Genomic DNA, 16,009 nt, shown 5'->3' on the forward strand with positions numbered 1-16,009 from the left:
CATGGAGCTGGCTAGAGCCTACATGGACGTATTTACCCAGCACCTAAATTCCATAGCCCATTGGCCATGGTTAATTGTCTTGGATAATTTAGGTGCTGGGTTCACGGCGTCCTTTGACGGGCACCCCGGCGCCGAATTTTGATCTCCGATGAGTATAATAAGCGCTTGATGACTATCAACCTATCCGTAGAACAAGTCTTTGCCTGGGCTGCTTCACTAACCGAGCAGCCCGATTATCAGACGCTAACACACCGATTTCTGGACATTCTGCTTGAAATACCCGGTGTGAAAAAAGCTGCGGCTTATGAGATTTACAACCGGAGCCGAAAGAAAACCGGCGAAGCCGTGACACCTTGCGAACAATTGGTGAGACGCTTCCCATTGGATTTTACTCGTGACGAAAGCAACGATCATAACGACTTAATCAACATCCTCGACAACGAATCACGCGTCATTCCGAAAATATCCGATGCCAACGGGCGTTTTCGCCAAGCCTACCTCTCGATCAAAGAGACGAAAGGCCCCGATCGCGCAATTGCCTTAGACGGCCTTTTCGACCGACAAACGATAGAACTATTCCGTCAACTCCTTTCGATATTTAGAAACCAAGTTATATTGCACGACAGCAAGGAACGCGACGTATTGACCAAGTTGCCTAACCGCCAATCGTTCGATACTCGTCTCTTACAAGTTTGCGAGCATTATTTGAAACACCCGGTCACCGACACAAGCCATCAAAAAAGCTCCTGGATTGCTTTGCTCGACATCGATCACTTCAAGCGAGTCAACGATGATTTCGGCCATCTATACGGCGACGAAGTCCTCTTGATTTTCAGCCAACTAATGGAAAAATGCTTTCGCTATAACGATTTTTTATTTCGCTTCGGCGGCGAAGAATTCGTCGTCATTCTCAACCTCACCGATATGGAAGGTGCCGAACATACGTTTAACCGATTTCGCGAAACGGTCGCCAACCATAACTTTCCGACAGTAGGACGCATTACGGTCAGCATCGGCATTACGCATATCGACAGCATGTGTATGCCGACAACGCTACTCGATCGCGCCGACAAAGCACTGTATTACGCTAAGGAAAACGGAAGAAATAGAGCCGTGATCTACGAAAACACCGACACGCTCATCAAAAACGCAGACACAAACGACGATATTGAGCTATTTTAAAACTCAACGCCTTATCGATCTCATTGCAGCAATTCCCAATTTGGAGATCAAAAAGGGTGTGGGGTATGCTTGGCGAGGATGTCGGCAGCAGGGCAGATTTTTGCTCCTCGGCAATTGCTGAGTTACATGGATGTAATGAATGCAGAAAATGCAGGAGCATTTTTCTGCCCTGCATTGCCCTACTACACGCCATCCTTGGCGTTCGAGCTGCCGCCAAGCCCCCATGGATGGGTTTACGGCGTTCCTCGACAGGCATACCCCACACCCTAAAATCGGCGAAACTGCTCAAACTGGGAATTGCTAATCTCATTGCAAAAAAGAGACAGGAATCGCATTTTTTGATAATAACCCAAGAAAAACGATGATATGGCAATCGCTTCCCAAACAAAAAGCGCTAAAATGCCGAAAAACTTTATCCAATAGGAATGGGTAATAGGTATAAAACCCGAGCGCCGCCTTACCCGCCTCACGCCAAACAAGGCCTTGTAGACATCATAATGAAATAAACGACCTCGTTTTAGTTATTATTAGTCAATTGCTTGAGTTATATTATTACTTCATTAAAGACTAGGGATCACTATTTTTCCTTAGCCCAATCAGATCCGACTACTACACTTTAGGAGAACATCATGGCGAGTATTCTTGCAGTCGACGATTCCGCATCGATGAGACAAATGGTCTCGTTTACATTAAAAGGGGCCGGCTACGACGTTGTCGAAGCCGTCGATGGCGTGGATGCGTTAAATAAGGCAAAAAGCAAAAAATTCGACTGCGTCGTGACCGATGTCAACATGCCGAATAAAGACGGCATCACCTTGATCAAAGACTTGAGAGCCTTGCCCGATTACAAATTCGTGCCTATGCTTATGTTAACGACAGAATCGGGCACCGACAAAAAACAACAAGGCAAGGAAGCAGGAGCAACCGGCTGGATCGTCAAACCATTCAATCCGGATCAATTACTGAAAACGATCCAAAAAGTGCTTGGTTAAGCGGCCTCGATTCGACCATTAATCGTAAATACACCGTCGGCCGTTGTTAACGAGACGCAATTCGTAACAAATAGAAATCAGCTATTGATGTTTTCTTTTGTTACCGTCGCATCCGTTTCAATCAACATCATTTGTAACAACAACCTTCAGATACGGACCACTTAATGTCTATTGATATGGCGCAATTCCACCAGATTTTCTTCGAAGAAAGCTTCGAAGGACTCGATATCATGGAATCCGGCCTATTGAATCTGGACATGGGCGATGTCGATGCCGAAACCATCAATACGATTTTTAGAGCCGCGCATTCCATCAAGGGCGGAAGCGGAACATTCGGTTTTTCCGCAGTAGCCGACTTCACGCATGCCATGGAAACACTGCTCGATGAAATGCGCGACGGCCGCCGAAAAGTTACTCAACCGGCTATCAATGTGTTGTTAGGGTCGGTCGATTGCCTCCGTGAAATGCTAACCGCGATTCAAGACGAAAAAACCTTAGATCAAGAAAAAGTTACGGAGCATAAAAAAGCGCTCGACACCGAATTAAACGGTGGCGACAATACCGCATTGCCCTCTGTACAACCAAAGCAACCTATCGTACTCAACAACGATAATGCAGGATGGCGTATCGCCTTTAGCCCTCATGCCGATTTGCTTAAGACCGGCAACGACCCGGTCAGAATGTTTCGTGAATTGGCCGAACTGGGGGAAATCGATATTACCGTAGACCTACAGGGCGTGCCCGGACTTTACGAACTCGACCCCGAGGAATGCCATCTTTCCTGGCAAATAAACGTGCATGGCAATATCCCGCGCTCGGAAATCGACGATATTTTCGATTGGGTCGAGGAACATTGCGACCTTGCCGTGCAAGACATCAAACAAACGACACAGGCTTCCTCGCCGGTATTCGACGAACCCCCTCAAACCGCTGCAATTGAAACAACGCCTCCTTCTTCGGCAACCAATCCCCCCATTGTCAGCGAGTCTGGTCAAAGCGAAAAAATAAACGCCGATAAAACCCCAAGCGCCGGCAAAAGCTCCGCCTCGATCCGTGTCGATACCGCCAAAATCGATACACTGATTAACATGGTCGGCGAATTGGTCATTACCCAATCGATGCTGAGCTTAATCGGCGAACATTTCGACCTAAATAAACTGGATCAACTCAAAAACGGTCTCGCACAACTCGAACGGCATACGCGCGAACTGCAAGAAAGCGTCATGAATATCAGAATGCTGCCCATCAGTTTCGTGTTCAGCCGCTTTCCTCGACTGGTTCATGATTTGAGCTCGAAACTGGGCAAAAAAATTGAACTACAACTGATCGGCGAACATACCGAAGTCGATAAAACAGTCGTCGAACTCATTAGCGACCCCCTGGTACACTTAGTTCGAAACAGCCTCGACCACGGCATCGAAACACCTGATGAACGCATTGCGGCAGGAAAACAAGAAACCGGAACCGTCACACTCGAAGCTTATCACCGGGGGGGTAACATCGTCATCGAAGTCAGTGACGACGGACGAGGATTGGACAAAGACAAATTGCGGGCCAAAGCGCTGGAAAAGGGATTGATTCAGGACGATGCTGTGTTGAGTGACAAACAGACCTTCGAGCTCATCTTCATGCCCGGGTTTTCGACCGCCGAACAACTAACCGACGTTTCAGGGCGCGGCGTAGGCATGGACGTGGTTAGACGAAATATTCAATCGCTCGGCGGCAATATCGATATCGTTTCACAGTTGGGCAAAGGCTCGACCATGGCGATCTATTTACCGTTGACGCTGGCGATCCTGGACGGTCAATCGGTCGCGGTCGGCGATGAAACCTATATCATACCGCTCGGTTCCATTATCGAATCGATCAATGTCACAGAGCGCATGATCAATCGCGTGGCCGGAAAAGGCGAAACTTTCCGGCTACGCCAGGAATATTTGCCTATTGTCCGCATGCATGAAATTTTTTCGGTTCCGAATGCGAAAGCGACCAAATTAACTGAAGGCTTACTGGTGGTCGTCGAAGGCCAAGGCATCCGCTGCGGCCTGTTCGTCGACGACCTTTTAACGCAACAACAAGTCGTCGTTAAGTCGCTCGAAGCCAATTACCGACATGTCGAAGGCATATCGGGCGCAACCATTCTTGGCGACGGCTCGGTTGCCTTGATCCTGGATATTCCAGGACTCGTCCGTTTATCGAACCATTGACCGAATGAACAACAAAATGGCAAACACAGACGATCAGTCCCAACAACAGCCGGACAGCAAAAAGCCGTCCGATATGGCGCAATATTTGAGTTTTACACTCGGCGACGAGGAATATGGCGTCGATATTTTGCGGGTACAAGAAATCCGCAGTTGGGAACCGGTATCCAGAATTCCGAATGTCCCCGCTTATGAAAAAGGCGTCGTCAATCTGCGCGGCGCAATCGTGCCGATCATCGATTTACGCGAACGTTTCAACCTTGGCCACTCCCACTACACGCCGTTGACCGTCGTCGTCGTCCTGCAAGCCTTCATCGGCAGTAAACCTCGGGTGATGGGCGTGGTCGTCGATTCGGTTTCGAACGTAATCGACATTGAAAAAACCAGAATTCAAAGCGCGCCCGATTTCGGCGCCAAAGTCAGCACCGAATTCATCAACGGCCTCGCATCGTTCAACGAACGCATGGTGATGCTGCTGGATGTCAACAAATTACTTAAATTAGAAGGCGTGGATAACGATGAAAATTAACCGCCTTCGATTGAATGCCACAGTTTACGGGGAAACCTTACAATGAAAATGAATATGCCTGTTACCGATCGTGAAATCATGATGAAGCAGGGCACGATCCTGGTCACCAAAACCGACTTGAAAGGCCGCATCATCTATGCGAACGACGCCTTCGTCGAAATCAGCGGCTTCCCCCGTGACGAACTCGTCGGCTCGAACCATAACATTGTTCGTCATCCCGACATGCCCCCCGCTGCATTCAAGGATTTATGGGAAACGATCAAAGCCGGACGCCCGTGGATCGGCTTCATCAAAAACCGCACCAAAACCGGCGATTATTATTGGGTCGAAGCCAACGTCACGCCGTATTTCGAAAATAAACGGGTTGCCGGCTATCTGTCGGTTCGCCAAGCACCTTCTCGCGATCAAATCGATCATGCCGAAGAGCTTTATCAAAAAATCGCCGCAGATCGAGCCAGCATCAGACCGACCGGAATTGCGGCTAAACTGACTGCGGTCAAACAAGGCGCATTGTCTAAAAAAGCCGGCCTCGCCTTTTTGCTGCTGTTATTGCCGTCACTTCATGCCGGCTATCAAGCCATGATAGACAGCAACATGATCGCCCTTGCCGGCTATTCGCTATCGGCATTATTGGGCTTGATATTAGGCATTCATGCCTTCCGCTTGATGCTCGGCTCAATCGAGCAGTCGATCGTATTTTGCCATAATGCCGCGAGCGGTTTCTTCCGTAATAAGGTCGACATCGACCGCTTGGATCAAATCGGCGACCTCAATCGAGCACTCCAATCGATGCAAGTCAAACTGAATGCCGATTTATCCGCGACACTCGAAGCCGGAGCCGTCACCGAGAGACTCAAGCAAGCACTGGATCAAGTGACAGGTAATGTCATGATGGCCGATGCGGACTGCAACATCATCTATATGAATCATGCCGCGAAACGTGTATTCAAACGTAATGAAAACGACTTCCGACGCGATTTGCCCGACTTCAATGCCGATACATTGATCGGCTCGAATATCGATAGCTTTCATAAAAACCCGGCCCACCAACGCGGCTTGCTGGCAAAGTTGACGCAAACCTACAAAGCCGAATTGTTGATTGGCGGCCGCACGATGGTAGTCATTGCAACACCGGTATTCGCCGGCGAAACACGGCTCGGCACGGTCGTCGAATGGATCGACCGCAGCGACGAAGTCAGCATTCAGCATGAAATCGCCGAAATCGTGCAACAGGTCAAGTCAGGCGAACTTAGCGGCCGTGTGAATATGGACGGCAAGGAAGGCTTCTTCGAAACCTTGAGCGAGGGTATCAATGAATTAACCGACGTCATCGAACGCGCCTTCAGCGATGTCGCACGCGTCATGCAAAGCATGTCGACCGGCGATTTGACGCAACGCATCACGAACGATTATGAAGGCGTCTATGCTCAATGTAAAAACGATATCAACGAAACGCTTGATAAGCTCAGCGAAATATTCGAACAAATCAGAAGCTCGGCCGACTTTATCAGCAACACGTCTCAACAAATCGCGAGCGGCAACAACAACCTCTCGCAACGGGTAGAAACCCAGGCGGCCAGTCTCGAAGAAACCGCATCGAGCATGGAACAACTGACCGGCACCGTCAAAAACAATGCCGACAATGCGCAACAAGCCAATCTGGTTTCCAGTAATGCCCGGCAACTCGCGGAAAAAGGCGGGACCGTAGTCGCTTCAGCCGTCTCGGCAATGGCTGAAATCAACGACAGCAGCAATAAAATCGCCGAAATCATCGGCGTCATCGATGAAATCGCTTTTCAAACCAACCTGCTTGCCTTGAACGCTTCGGTCGAGGCTGCCAGGGCCGGCGAACAAGGACGCGGCTTTTCGGTCGTTGCCACCGAAGTGCGGAATCTGGCGCAAAGAAGTGCCGTCGCGGCAAAAGAAAGTAAAGAGTTGATTCAAAATAGCGTACAAAAAGTAAGAACCGGCACCGACTTTGTCAATGAAACCGGCTCCGCATTGCAAGAGATCGTGCAAGGCGTCAAAAAAGTCGGCGATATCGTTTCGGAAATCGCCGCCGCCAGCATGGAGCAATCTCAAGGCATCCTGCAAGTCAATCAAGCGGTTTCCGAAATGGACGAGATCACACAACAAAATGCCGCACTAGCCGAACAGGCATCTGCCGCTAGCATGTCGATGACCGATCAAGCCACTCAGATGGCGAATTTATTGAGTTTTTTCAAGCTGGAGCAAAACATGGACAGATCTAAACAGACTTTCGAAACAATAACGGATAAACCGAAACCGGCAGCTGGAAAAACAACGGCATCAGCGCCGTCGAAACAACATTCAACACAAGCAAAACCAACGGCGCCCACATTCAATACACCGATACAAGACGACGATGAATGGGAAGAATTTTAAACCTTAAACAGACCCTATGACGGATCGATTCGAGTTTCGCGACGCGTATTGAATAGCGCTTTACCTAATCATTCCGACACACTCGGCGCGTGATGCATAAAACAGGAAGGTTTTCACAAAGGATCAACAAGTTATGACGAACAACCAAACCATCGCGAAAAACACCCCCGCCTCCGAACAGTTTTTGACTTTTGAACTGGCCGGCGAAATGTATGGCGTTGAAATACTAAAAGTCCAAGAAATCAGGGGCTGGGAGCCGATACGCAAAATCCCTAAAACGCCTGGTTATATCAAAGGCGCGCTGAATCTTCGCGGCGCCATCGTCCCGATTCTCGACTTGCGCGAACGCTTCGATATCGCCACCGTGGACTATTCGCCGACGACCGTCGTCATCGTTATCAATGTCGCAACAGCCTCAGGACAAATGGTCATGGGGGTCGTCGCCGATGCTGTGTCCGACGTATTGGATATTCGTCATGACGACATCAAAAAAGCGCCCGACCTAGGCACTAACATCGATACTCGTTACATGCGCGGGATGTATGTCGCCAAGCAAGGCATGATCATGCTGCTCGACGCCGATAAACTCCTGAATCCGGACGAACTCGATCAAATCGGTCATTTATTATGAGCGACATGTTTAAAAACGCCCCCCACATGGAAAATCCAGCCATGAACCATGACACAACCACGACCGATGCGGGGGATCTAACAATGGCCGAAGGTCCGATAATGCTGGACGCCGTGTTAAATATCCGTCACATCAACGAATTACACGAGTCTCTACTCAAGGCCTTCGAATCCCGTGACACACTGGAAGTCGATGCATCGGCAGTTACAACTGTCGATACTGCAACTTTGCAATTACTCACCGTGTTAAAACAGGAGGCCGTCAAATCGGGAAAACACGTCGCTTTCGACTTTCCATCGGAAAAATTCATCGATAGTGCTCGCTTACTTGGCTTGGCCGAACTGCTCGAAATCGACCACCCCGCATCCGGTTTATTCTAAAAATGAGCGAGACACCCCGACAAGCCCCGTCCTCACTACAGCAATTTCGAGAATTCGAATACACTCGGGCGGACTTCGATCGTTTAAGGGCTTTGTCGAACAAGCATTCCGGTATTTTAGTTCCGGACGACAAGTTCGACATGTTTTATTCACGCCTTACCAAGCGCATCAGAGCACTGAGACTAAACAGTTTCAAGGAATATTGCCGACTACTGGAGGATGAATCGACGCAGGAATTCACGAACTTCATCAACTCAATCACGACCAATCTGACCGCATTTTTCAGAGAAAAACATCATTTCGACTATTTACAAAAAACCGTAATCCCGGAATTGATCGAAAAAAATCAAACCTCCCGGCAAATTAGAGCCTGGTCGGCAGGTTGTTCGACCGGCGAGGAAGCGTATTCGATAGCCATGACGCTGCTGGAAAATTTGCCTACCGGCTGGACCGCCAAGATACTGGCAACAGACATCGACACCCAAGTATTGGATTTCGCCGCCAACGGCGTATATGAATTGAGCCGCGTCAACAGTATACCCGAGGAACGTCTAAAACGTTGGTTCAAAAAAGGCACCGGCTCGCAAATTAACAAAGTCAAAGTCAAACCGGAGCTGCGTCAAATGATTACCTTCAAGCAACTGAATCTGATGCAAGATTGGCCTATTAAAACCCCTTTCGACTTTATTTTTTGCCGTAACGTTTTTATTTATTTCGACCGGGAAACCAAAAAAACATTGGCCGCGAAATACTCTAACTTATTAACTATCGGCTCCTGTTTGTTTATCGGTCATTCGGAATCATTGCAACAAGTTACCGATCGATTCGAATTAATCGGTAACACAATTTATCGTAAGATCGGATGACGATGTCCAGCGAGATCAAACCGCCTGCCCTGCCCGGTTTCGCATCAATCAATCGTTATTGGGACCGTGAAAACAACATCATCGCGGCAAAACTGCTTCCCGGCGAATATTACGTAACCAACGAGAACGAAATGATTACAACCGTGCTCGGCTCCTGCATCGCTGCTTGTATTCGGGATAGCGTCCTCGGTATCGGCGGAATGAATCATTTCATGCTGCCGGAAACCTCGACCGAACAAGCGAAAAACGCCGGTTATTCGCTACTCGGTAGCGCAACACGTTATGGCAACTACGCGATGGAGCATCTGATCAACACGATATTAGCCTCCGGCGGCAAACGTAAAAACCTCGAAGTCAAAGTTTTCGGCGGCGGGAAAATCATCCCGAGCTTGAGTGATGTCGGATTGCGCAACATCGGATTCGTGCTCGATTATATCGATACCGAAGCATTAAACTTACTGGCCCAGGATCTCGGCGATATCTATCCGCGCAAAGTCAACTTTTATCCGAAAACAGGGAAAGTCCGCATGAAGAAAATCAAAAACCTACACAACGATACGATCGCGTTACGCGAAAACAACTACCGAAGCCAAATTAAAAATGCCGCTGTCGAAGGCGAAATCGAGTTGTTTTAGGAAACAGGGCATGAAAAAAATACGATTATTGATAATCGACGACTCGGCTTTGATCAGAGCGCTGTTGACCGAAATATTCAACAGCTCGCCGAATATCGAAGTGGTTGGAACCGCCGCGGACCCTTACATAGCCCGTGAAAAAATCAAGCAACTCGCCCCCGATGTCTTGACGCTGGATATTGAAATGCCGCGCATGGATGGCTTGACGTTTTTGCGCAACTTGATGCGTCTTCGGCCCATGCCGGTCGTAATGATTTCCACATTGACCGAACAGGGCGCCGAAGTCACACTTGAAGCATTGAAACTCGGCGCGGTCGATTTCGTCGCAAAACCCAAACTGGATCTGACGCACACGCTGAAAGAATACACCGAAGAAATGATCGGCAAAGTCACCATGGCTGCCGGCGCGCGAATCCAGGACAATACTCCCGTTTCCATACCGGTTAAACCCGGAGTTATCAACCGAAACCGTAAAGGCACTCCACAAAATCCGCTCATTGCACTCGGCGCATCCACCGGCGGCACCGAAGCCATCAAACGGATAGCAGGCCTTCTTCCGGCAAATACCCCACCTATTGTCGTTTCGCAGCATTTGCCTGCAGCGTTTAGCGCCTCGTTTGCCAGACATGTCGACGAGATATCGGCAATGACGGTGATGTTGGCACAAACGGGGTTAAAAATTCAGCCCGGGCATATTTATATTGCACCGGGCGATAGGCATTTAAAGATAACTCGGGAACGCAAGACTTATTTCTGCCAACTCGATGACTCCGAGCCTGTCAACCGACACAAACCCTCGGTCGACGTAATGTTTCACTCGGTTGCGCAACAAGTCGGCGATCAGGCCATCGGCGTCATGCTAACCGGTATGGGCGTCGATGGCGCGGCCGGCATGAAGACCATGCACGAGGCCGGTGCTTTCAACATCGTACAAGACGAAGCCAGCAGCGTCGTTTGGGGTATGCCCGGCGAAGCTTATAAAATCGGGGCCGCCGATGTCGTTCTCCCCCTCGACCAAGTCGCGGATCAAATTATGGCTTTAATCCAATAGGAGATAATCAATGGATAATTTGCTGAAAAAACCCGCCCTACCTATCGTATTGGCCATCATCGCGGGAATTTCGCCGGCTTTAATTGCCGTAACGACTCTGTATTGGATATTCTTCCCCATCCTATCAATCGGTTGGTTATGGGCGATCTATGCCGGCAAGTCTTCGGCAAAAACCGATGAATCGAATTCGCGACAAATGAATAACAACGAGGCCGATCGATTGCTCGAACGCTATATTAACGATCTGCAAGCCTGCGCCGCGCAAGAACTCAATACCTTTAACGATGAGTTACAACAAGTCAAGTCAGTCGTATCGGACGCGGTCGTAACTATGTCAGACAGCTTCAACGGCATGCATACCCTTGCCTCTCAACAAAACGAAACCATCTTGTCGTTGATAAAAAACCTGGGCGAATCGAGCGATAAACAAGAGTCGGACACCCTGAGTTTTAAGCAATTCGCCAAGGAAACCGACATCGTTTTAAGTGATTTTATCAACCATATTCTCGCAGTCAGCAAACAAAGCATCGAGATGGTCAATGTCGTCAACGATGTCGAATCGCACATGGAAGTCATCGGCAAATTATTGGCCGATGTTCAGGGTATCGCCGACCAAACCAATCTGTTGGCACTGAACGCGGCGATCGAAGCAGCAAGAGCCGGAGAAGCCGGTCGCGGTTTCGCAGTAGTCGCCGACGAAGTGCGTAAACTATCTAAAAACTCGGATAAATTCAGCGAAGAAATCAAAACCGTCGTCAGCGATTCGAAAACCAATATCGGTCAAGCCAAGCGCATGATCGAGTCGATGGCATCGAAAGACATGACAGCAACGATACACTCGAAAGCCCATGTCGATGAGATGATGAACGATATCACCCAGTTAAACAATTTGATCGATGAAAAAATCAAGGCCGTTTCTCATCTGACTCAACAGATGGAAAGCAATGTCAACCATGCGGTCAGAGCCCTTCAATTTGAAGACATGACAAGACAATTAATCGAATACATGCAAGCCAATACGCAGCATTTCCAAGCCTTGATCGATGAAATGCGCATCGGTTTTGAAATATTAACGTCGAGCGATCAAGAAAACGTCGCCAATGAACTGACTCACGGCATTAAGCGCCTTAACGATATGAAGCAACAATGGCGCACGAAAACGCATAAAACCGTCGCTCAAGAATCGATGAATGAAGGCGACATCGAATTATTTTAACCGAAAGCATTCAGTCAATTTTAACGATGCTCATATAGGAAACAAGCAATGGCATTAGAAATCATTCATCATCCGGAAAAAAAAGAATTGACCGTTCGCATTTCAGGACGCTTCGATTTCAGCGTCCATCAAGACTTTAGAAAAACAACCGAATGGGATCAAAATACCGTCAAAACCATCAATGTGGATTTAAGGCATACCGAATACATGGACAGCTCTGCATTAGGTATGCTTTTGATATTAAGGGATAAAATGAATAATGACCAATCCGCTATTCGATTAATGAATGCCAACCCGGAAGTCAAAAAAATCTTGGAAATTGCCAATTTTCAAAAATTGTTTACATTGGTTCCGTGAAAGCGCTAGATTTGAAAATGAAGTTCATTAAGTATTTCAAAGCGATTATACCCATCGTAGATCAAAATTCGGCACCGGGGTGTCCGCCAAAGGACGCCGCGAACCCAGCACCTAAATTCCATAGGTCTTTGGCAATGATTCAAAATCATGGCTTATTTAGGTGCTGGATGAATTATCCAAGACAATTAACCATGGCCAATGGGCTATGGAATTTAGGTGCTGGGTAAATACGTCCATGTAGGCTCTATGCCAGCTCCATGCTGGTCCCTCACCTAGCGTTAGGTCAGGGATTGGACACCCAGGCGCCCTCCTCTGGCACTGCCGAAATTTGAAGTACTAAAGGTATAACAAGTTACCTGATTAGCAAGATACTTCAGCTTGCCGAAGCCAAGTGTCCGAGCTGGGGCTAGTCGTAGTCGCAAAAACTAAAATATGCTGTTACCCAAGCTCCAGCTTGGGTAACCTGTTCGGGAAGCTCTAGCTTCCCGACAATTAAGAAAGATTGAACGAGCGAGCGAGTCGGGATTGATTGAGAATGTGCGGAGGTTGTGTCGGTCACAGGAAGCTGGAGCTTCCGGGACGTCTTTCCCAAGCTGGAGCTCTCGCCGTTATACACAAATATCGGTAAACTTGCTAAACAGAGGTCATCGTATACCTGGAAACAGTGCTGTTTGATAAATCTGCGGATATTGAACATCAGTGGCTTCGAAATCGCGACGAAGGCGTCGCTCCCACAAGGGGCCGGATGCTCTGTGGGAGCGATCCCCAGATCGCGATTTCGAAGTCGGGAACGTTGGGCGACGAAAAATGGTATCGAGGTCTCATTGGTTAAGATTGCAAAACGGTAATTTTTGACTTATGTATAACAATGAGAGCTGGAGCTTGGGAAAGAGCGTGATGGGGGTTGGCCGTTTTTAGCTTGACGCGCATGGCTTGCGAACCCCGTCCTGCTAAGGATATGCTGATCTTTGGGCTTTAGCTGAAGAAACTTGCTAATCAAGACAAGTTATCGAATAACTTCTTATTCTTCATGGTGAAATGCTTTGTCTAGGTTTATAACCGTTACAACGCCTCAATAAATTGGACGATTCTTAAATGCCGCGCAATAATCCTGTACCGGTTTCCGTATCCGCGAGAATTCTAATTGCATCTCCGAACCAGACTTTTACCGAAACCCTACAAAATAATTTAGTTAATCAAGGATACCTTGTCTTTATCGCTCACGAGCATAAAGAAGCCCTTGGACTCATTGCCGCGCAAGACCTTGATCTAATCGTCACCGCACCATTGCTAGACTATCGCTCTGGTAGTATCGCCAATGATTCGAGTATTTCGACATCAGCACCAAACATCTCACAAGCAATTTTCATTGTCGAACCGAACGGCTCGCAAGCGACGCTGGATCGTTGTTTAAAAAATCCTAACCAATCAACTGACGTCCTGTTATTCGATCCCGAATTTATTGAGAATCAAATAGCTCGACTGCTCCGCCATCGGCTCAAGCAAGCAACGAAATCGCCTACCGAGCTACGCGCTTGCCAATGGGCTATCGCAATGCAGTTTAATATTGAAGGATTACGCCTGATGAATCCGATTCCGGCTATTATTGACGAATTGACAGAGCTGCATGGATTACACGGTCCGAGAGAAATGATCTTCACAATTGTCAGCGAATTATTTACCAATGCGCTGGACCATGGGCTACTCCGAATGGATTCCCTGCAAAAACAAACGCCCGAAGACTTTTTACATTTCTATGAGCTTCGCCAGGAACGATTGAACAGCGCCATGTCCGGCAAGATAGAAATAGCGATCGACTATATTCCTAAATCGGACGGCGGCCAATTCATCGTTGACGTCCAAGATAGCGGTGAAGGATTCAATATTGACGACATCTTTTCCGATCTCAATAACAACCAAAGTTTTTTCGGCCGGGGTATTCAATTAGTCACGCAATTGTGCAGCTCCATAGAATTCAACGCTTGCGGCAATCGAGTCAAAGCAGTCTATGATTGGTATCACAAACAAAAAGACCAGGATAACTTGTGTGCTTCTTGATTATTCAACATATTGGCGGTAAAACATCGAATGTGCGACCGTCGAAAAACAAAACCGATTTTTTCATTCCCAACACCATCACTCAGTTCAAGCGCCATGACCGACAAAACGCACCAAACCAAATCCCAATTCGTTGCCGTTGCATCCATTGCCGCGGAGTTGAGCGCTGTGATGGAAGTTGCCAAAGAAATCTCGCTAGCCGCCGCAAACGCCAAGGCTATCGCCTTCCGAGCCGGAGAAAAAGCCAGAGGATTTCAGCCAATCACCGATTTCATCAACGAATTGGCCAAGGAAACGATAACATTGGTCAATGCCATCAACGAACACGCCTTATTGCTTTACCGTTTAACCGTCAATGAATATCGGACTTCGACCGCATTCGACAAATTCCAAGCCGCGACAAAAATAGCGGATGGCGCGCAGTATCAATCCTCACTGCAAACTTCGACCGAAGCTGTCGAACAAAGAATGCTGGAGTGCCGAAAACAATTCAGGCGGCATGTCGGGCAATTGCTCGATCAATTACAAGAAGTCATGCATCCGGCCCGAGCCGCGCGCGTCATTGCCGCCAATTCCCGAATAGAAGCGTCGCAAGCGGGGGAATACCTACTTAGCTTACAGGCGGTTGCCGAAAGCGTCGATCGCGCCGCGCAAATCATTCACAATAACGTACAGCGTTGCCGCAGTGCTTTGAATGTCATTAATATTAACGAATAACCGTAAAAAATAAGGCGAAAAAACCATGAAGATGACCCCAATATACGAGGGAGCGCACCGTTGGATCATGTTCGGCCGGGATACCAATAAACCTGCCAACATTATCGATACCAATCAATATATTGTGCGAACAGCGAATCGTTGTTTATTAATGGACCCCGGCGGTATCGAACTGTTCGCACCGATGCTGGCAGCCGTCTTGCATCATGCGCCGGTCGAGGAAATCACCGATCTATTCGCATCGCATCAAGACCCCGACATCATTTCCTCGCTGGGTTTGTGGGACCAAGCCTTGCCGAAAGCCAAACTACATGCCTCATCGCTTTGGGAAGGTTTCATCCGCCACTTCGGTTGCGAATCGATCGATTATGTCGGCATTCCCGATAACGGCGGCAAGATCAAGCTGGATTCTACCGAGCTGAAAATAATCCCGGCACACTACCTGCATTCATCGGCCAATTTTCATATTTACGACGCGGAAGCGAAAATCCTGATGTCCGGCGATGTCGGCGCGGCACTCGAAGCGTCCGGCGCGCCGATTTATGTCGACAATTTCGATAGCCACATCGATCACATGCGCTTCTTTCATCAACGCTGGATGCCATCGAACCAAGCCAAAAGGGATTGGATCGAACGCGTTCGCAAACTCGACATCGACATGATGGCGCCGCAACACGGGCGCATTTTTAAAGGCGATAACGTTAAACGCTTTTTAGACTGGTTCGAAGGCCTGGAAGTCGGTATAGCCGTTTAAGCCAAAAACCCAGTAGGGTGCGCATCGCGTA

The 16,009-nt window shown here is 48.3% G+C and carries 15 protein-coding genes; all 15 read left to right on the forward strand.

Translation table 11 applies throughout. From position 1 onward, the window contains the following. The first annotated feature begins 168 nt into the window (after positions 1-168). The 15 genes from MEALZ_RS13955 to MEALZ_RS14025 all read left to right on the forward strand — a co-directional run bounded on the left by MEALZ_RS13955 (position 169) and on the right by MEALZ_RS14025 (position 15,978). Positions 169-1,182, forward strand: coding sequence for a GGDEF domain-containing protein (locus MEALZ_RS13955; RefSeq protein WP_014149298.1), 1,014 nt, complete (start codon positions 169-171; stop codon positions 1,180-1,182). A gap of 629 nt (positions 1,183-1,811) precedes the next feature. Next, entirely contained in the window at positions 1,812-2,174 is a 363-nt protein-coding gene (locus MEALZ_RS13960; protein WP_014149299.1) for a response regulator, read from the forward strand. 164 nt (positions 2,175-2,338) lie between these two features. After that, positions 2,339-4,381 carry a chemotaxis protein CheA gene (locus MEALZ_RS13965; protein WP_014149300.1) on the forward strand — a complete coding sequence of 681 codons (2,043 nt, stop codon included), beginning with the start codon at positions 2,339-2,341 and terminating at the stop codon, positions 4,379-4,381. A 16-nt stretch (positions 4,382-4,397) separates the two neighbouring features. After that, on the forward strand, positions 4,398-4,907 hold the full coding sequence (locus tag MEALZ_RS13970) for a chemotaxis protein CheW (protein ID WP_046061595.1): 510 nt from the start codon (positions 4,398-4,400) through the stop codon (positions 4,905-4,907). Positions 4,908-4,961: 54 nt separating this feature from the next. Continuing rightward, the gene (locus MEALZ_RS13975; protein ID WP_223842310.1) at positions 4,962-7,313 is read left to right on the forward strand and encodes a methyl-accepting chemotaxis protein; all 2,352 of its coding nucleotides are present in this window, start codon (positions 4,962-4,964) and stop codon (positions 7,311-7,313) included. A gap of 133 nt (positions 7,314-7,446) precedes the next feature. Beyond that, on the forward strand, positions 7,447-7,944 hold the full coding sequence (locus tag MEALZ_RS13980) for a chemotaxis protein CheW (protein WP_014149303.1): 498 nt from the start codon (positions 7,447-7,449) through the stop codon (positions 7,942-7,944). Next, complete coding sequence (locus MEALZ_RS13985; protein WP_014149304.1) at positions 7,941-8,324, forward strand: STAS domain-containing protein; 384 nt, start codon at positions 7,941-7,943, stop codon at positions 8,322-8,324. The genes MEALZ_RS13980 and MEALZ_RS13985 overlap by 4 nt, the downstream gene beginning before the upstream one ends. 2 nt (positions 8,325-8,326) lie before the next feature. Beyond that, a complete protein-coding gene (locus MEALZ_RS13990; protein WP_014149305.1) occupies positions 8,327-9,190 on the forward strand; it encodes a CheR family methyltransferase in 864 nt (287 codons plus the stop codon). Then, positions 9,187-9,825 carry a chemoreceptor glutamine deamidase CheD gene (gene cheD, locus MEALZ_RS13995; RefSeq protein WP_014149306.1) on the forward strand — a complete coding sequence of 213 codons (639 nt, stop codon included), beginning with the start codon at positions 9,187-9,189 and terminating at the stop codon, positions 9,823-9,825. Before MEALZ_RS13990 ends, cheD begins: the two co-directional genes overlap by 4 nt. 10 nt (positions 9,826-9,835) lie before the next feature. After that, entirely contained in the window at positions 9,836-10,876 is a 1,041-nt protein-coding gene (locus tag MEALZ_RS14000; RefSeq protein ID WP_014149307.1) for a protein-glutamate methylesterase/protein-glutamine glutaminase, read from the forward strand. A gap of 532 nt (positions 10,877-11,408) precedes the next feature. Then, positions 11,409-12,092, forward strand: a complete 684-nt coding sequence (locus MEALZ_RS23960; protein ID WP_408607056.1) for a methyl-accepting chemotaxis protein — start codon at positions 11,409-11,411, stop codon at positions 12,090-12,092. A gap of 48 nt (positions 12,093-12,140) precedes the next feature. After that, positions 12,141-12,449, forward strand: a complete 309-nt coding sequence (locus MEALZ_RS14010) for an STAS domain-containing protein (RefSeq protein ID WP_014149309.1) — start codon at positions 12,141-12,143, stop codon at positions 12,447-12,449. A gap of 1,095 nt (positions 12,450-13,544) precedes the next feature. Next, positions 13,545-14,507, forward strand: a complete 963-nt coding sequence (locus tag MEALZ_RS14015; RefSeq protein WP_014149310.1) for an ATP-binding response regulator — start codon at positions 13,545-13,547, stop codon at positions 14,505-14,507. Between the two features lie 96 nt (positions 14,508-14,603). After that, a complete protein-coding gene (locus MEALZ_RS14020) occupies positions 14,604-15,224 on the forward strand; it encodes a hypothetical protein (RefSeq protein WP_014149311.1) in 621 nt (206 codons plus the stop codon). 25 nt (positions 15,225-15,249) lie between these two features. Then, a complete protein-coding gene (locus MEALZ_RS14025; RefSeq protein ID WP_014149312.1) occupies positions 15,250-15,978 on the forward strand; it encodes an oxygen-binding di-iron domain-containing protein in 729 nt (242 codons plus the stop codon). Positions 15,979-16,009: the final 31 nt, after the last annotated feature.

It is taken from the genome of Methylotuvimicrobium alcaliphilum 20Z (genome assembly GCF_000968535.2).
In the GTDB taxonomy this organism is placed as follows: Bacteria; Pseudomonadota; Gammaproteobacteria; order Methylococcales; family Methylomonadaceae; genus Methylotuvimicrobium; species Methylotuvimicrobium alcaliphilum.